We start from the raw sequence: 3,471 nt of genomic DNA on the forward strand, positions 1-3,471 counted from the left end.
AGGGAAGCGCAGCAACTCTGGGCTGAAAGCAGCGCCTGTTTGGCTGCATCGGGGGAATTTAACACGGCTTCATGCGGCTGCAGGGGAACAGTCATACTTGAACAGCCCGACAACACGACAGCCACCGCAGCGGCAAGGAGAGAATTGGCCAACTTCATCGTATTTCCCTATCAAATGGTGACACAAACAAGACTGCCCCCAAAAGGGGGCAGCATGTAACAAACCCGAGTAGATATTACCACCACGCTTCAGCTTGGACACCAAAGTTCCACGCATGGTCATCGGTGTTACCATTGAAGGAATCACCTTCACCATCTGTCAGATAACTTGCATAAACACGGATTTCAGGACGAGCCATCATACTAGGGCCAGCAGACCAAGCTTGTGCCAACGTATATTTTTGACCACTTTCTTTGTCTTCAGAACCACTGGTCCAAGTTTTGGTGCGCTCGAAAGTGCCAAGCTCAACCAAGGTCTTAGTAATATCAGTCCAAGCATATGAACCACGAGCTACTGCACTAAAGAGTTCAGTATTGTCGTGCCAAGCTTGGAGTTTTTCACCCTTGCCATAAGTGAAAACATGGTTGATTGAGAAACGCTCACCAACTGGAATATCACCAGTCAAAATGACGCGGTAGCCAGTGGCATCGTCGGTTGTATGCCATACGTCATACCAACCACCACCTTGCGAGATCATATTCTGAGCCAGACCCTTATTGGCATACTGCAGTACCAGCTTTTCATTGATGCCTGAGCCATCAAAATATTGGCTGATTTCACCAGTCACCATTACCCCATTCTTTGGGTCATAACTGGAACCAGCAGATTTTTGCTCATCAGTTGGGTTTGGCATAGCGTAATCGACACCAAACTCAGTCCAAGCGCCACTCCATGGTTTTAATCCTGCATAGCGAACATCAAGGAAGTTGATATTCAGATCATTATTGACAATTGAAGTATCAACATCATTACCGTCGGAGCGAATCCAAGCAAAAGAAAATGCTCCTGGCCCTGCTTTCAGATTCTCCAATCCGGCGCCAGCGCCGGATACATTCCAATATTTGGTGTCGATAATATGCAGATCATGACGCTGATAATAACGCTTACCAACCCACAGTATTGCGTCTGGATCGCTAGCAATAAGGCCTTTAACTTTAGCATTAAACTGACGAAGACCAAATTTTGCATCATCATCTTTGGTACTTTCACTGTCATTAGAACCATCACTCTCCATGCTGACCATACTGTCTACATAGAACGAGACGCCATCTTTTTTAAACAGTTCTTGACCAAGACCAATTTCGCCATAGGTATCATCTTCATTACCCAGGCGACCTACTAGATCCTTATTCGCTGTCTGCTGTTTACCATCTTGGGAAACACCGACCCCAGAACGGAAATAACCGGTAAAATCAACAGCGTGAGCATTCGCAGCCATCATGGCAACAGCGAGTGCAATCGATGATGTCAAATATTTGGTCTTCATGTGCGTTCCTTCCTCTGTTGTATCTATATATGTATGGTGATGAGCGTCAGCATCCAAGAAAACGCTCTCGCCGACGGAACGGATTATATGCGCGCCGATTGAACTTTTGTCATGACACACATCACACATTCATGAAAACAAGCATCATGAAAACGGTAAAAATACATTACACAAACACAATAGCAATCATAAACTACTGATATACAATGAAAATCACCCATCACAACACGTGTTATCGATTACACTGTTAATAAAGTGTTTTCGCACAACCAACGCTGCCAAGCAGACACTGCGGACGCAAAGAGCCCCCCAGCCAACGACTTAGGCAGAGGTCTTAGCTAACAGAGCGGATAGCGAGACGGGCATTAAAGGCAACGTCAAGCAGAAGCAAACAGAAAAGTGGCCAGCTCCTAGGAGCTTGACCACTTAGATAGACGGGAGTCAGATTTACAAGGTTTTGACTGAATGACGTCGAACCAGGGTCGGGCTAAACAAGTTGGTCGCTGAATTGATGGCCTCACCACGGGACAGAGCCACCGCCAACTCAGCAGCTTGCGTTGCCATAGCCACCACAGGATATTTCACTGTGGTGAGACGCGGACGCAGGTAACGTGAGATCAACACATCGTCAAACCCGACCACCGAGATATCTTGTGGCACATCAATGCTGTTATCGCTCAGTACAGAGAGGGCTCCCGCCGCCATCGAGTCGTTGTAACAGACAATCGCCGTCATTTGACGACCGCAGCTCAATAGCTCAGTCATGGCCGCCTCACCACCGACCTCATCCGGACTTGCCTTGACGATCAAACGCTCATCCAGAACCAGTCCATTTTCGGACAAGGCATCGTGATATCCCTGCAAACGGTCTGCCGCATCCGAGATATTGTGATTTGAACAGAGAAATCCGATTTGGCGATGACCTTCCTGGATTAAATGACGCGTGGCCAACCAGGCACCATGTCGGTCATCCAATGCAACACAACGGGTTTCGTAACCTGCAATCACCCGGTTGATCAACACCATGCTCGGATAGATATCCATCAACTGTGAAAGCTCGTCATCCGGAATCATCTTGGCATGAACCACCAGCCCTGAGCAGCGATAACGAACCAACTGCTCAATCACTTTCCTTTCCCGGTCAGCATCATGGTATCCGTTGCCGATCAGCAGGAATTTCCCCATCGCCTGCGCGACTTTTTCTGTCGCCTTAGCCATGACACCAAAAAATGGGTCTGACACATCCGCCACGATCAACCCCAAGGTATCAGAACTCTGATGTGCCAACGCTCGAGCATTGGCATTAGGGTGATAGTTCAGCTCTTGCATCGCATTGTTCACCGACTCTCGCGATGATTTACTGGTTTTGGGAGAGTTGTTGATCACCCGGGAGACTGTTGCTACTGACACTCCCGATAACTTCGCTACATCTTTGATAGTCGCCATAAAAGAACCGCCTTAGCCAGCAAATACCCTATTTATCTTTTTTAGTTATGGTGAAAAGGCACGAACACGTGCTCACAGCGCATCATACGTACTACTTTCAGAAAACACACTCCGTGAGCTAGTGAAAGTTGTAACCTGTTACACACCGCACATTGCGTGGAAAAAACAACCACAAAACTACTCCGACCACCCACTTATTGCTGAGCATTTGCGCGCAGCAACCGGTTGCTTATGTCCGATTTAATCTATCATGGTATGCATCAGTTAGATACCAGACTAAGATTACGCATCGGTTACATTGAAATATTTTAAATAAATACAGTAAGTTAACTTATATACCATCACCAAACATGACATTTTAATGTAATCGATTACACAAGCTGTTATGATACTCTCACTTATCCCCTTTCCAGGGGTCAACCAACAGGAGTACTCACCATGAAAATTCTGGTCACCGGCGGGTGCGGCTATATCGGCAGTCACACCACGCTGGCGCTGATGGCCGCTGGCCACGAGCCGGTGCTGCTCGACAACCTTTG

General features: G+C 47.3%; 3 protein-coding genes. 1 reads left to right on the plus strand and 2 read right to left on the minus strand.

The window, feature by feature from the left end:
* Positions 1 to 235: 235 nt before the first annotated feature.
* Both BW958_RS20050 and galR read right to left on the minus strand, forming a co-directional pair.
* Positions 236 to 1,486, minus strand: coding sequence for a maltoporin (locus tag BW958_RS20050; RefSeq protein WP_076577675.1), 1,251 nt, complete (start codon positions 1,484 to 1,486; stop codon positions 236 to 238).
* 447 nt (positions 1,487 to 1,933) lie between these two features.
* Complete coding sequence (galR, locus tag BW958_RS20055) at positions 1,934 to 2,932, minus strand: HTH-type transcriptional regulator GalR (RefSeq protein ID WP_076577676.1); 999 nt, start codon at positions 2,930 to 2,932, stop codon at positions 1,934 to 1,936.
* Between the two features lie 438 nt (positions 2,933 to 3,370).
* Here galR and BW958_RS20445 point away from each other — a divergent pair.
* Positions 3,371 to 3,471: NAD-dependent epimerase/dehydratase family protein (locus BW958_RS20445; RefSeq protein WP_143233151.1), on the plus strand; the 101-nt coding region annotated here is incomplete at its 3' end.

The sequence above is a fragment of the Aeromonas sp. RU39B genome (assembly GCF_900156095.1).
Taxonomy (GTDB): domain Bacteria; phylum Pseudomonadota; class Gammaproteobacteria; order Enterobacterales; family Aeromonadaceae; genus Aeromonas.